This window comes from Collinsella sp. AF37-9 (genome assembly GCF_003475115.1).
In the GTDB taxonomy this organism is placed as follows: Bacteria; Actinomycetota; Coriobacteriia; order Coriobacteriales; family Coriobacteriaceae; genus Collinsella.
The window spans coordinates 10,727-10,948 of sequence record NZ_QROQ01000036.1 but is presented as its reverse complement, the minus strand read 5'-3'; the positions used below and the strand labels follow the sequence as shown (position 1 = coordinate 10,948).

The 222-nt window shown below is 72.5% G+C and carries 1 rRNA gene; it reads left to right on the top strand.

Going from position 1 to position 222, the window contains the following annotated elements:
* Nucleotides 1-86 precede the first annotated feature (86 nt).
* A 5S ribosomal RNA gene (gene rrf, locus DW024_RS09150) occupies nucleotides 87-202 on the top strand.
* Nucleotides 203-222 lie beyond the last annotated feature (20 nt).

Here is a 222-nt window from a genome sequence, read left to right as displayed (position 1 = left end):
CCCGAGTCACCTCCCCTATGCGCCATGCGGCCCCCAGGGCACGTAGATGAGACCCAGATCACCGTAACGGTGGGCGCCGCCCACCGGTCAGCGGCCAGAGCATGGGGGGCACGCCCGGTCCCGTTCCGAACCCGGAAGCTAAGCCCCATCGCGCCGAGAGTACTGCGGGGCCAGCCCGTGGGAGGCCAGGGCGCCGCTGACCGGTGGACGGCACCGAGCCGT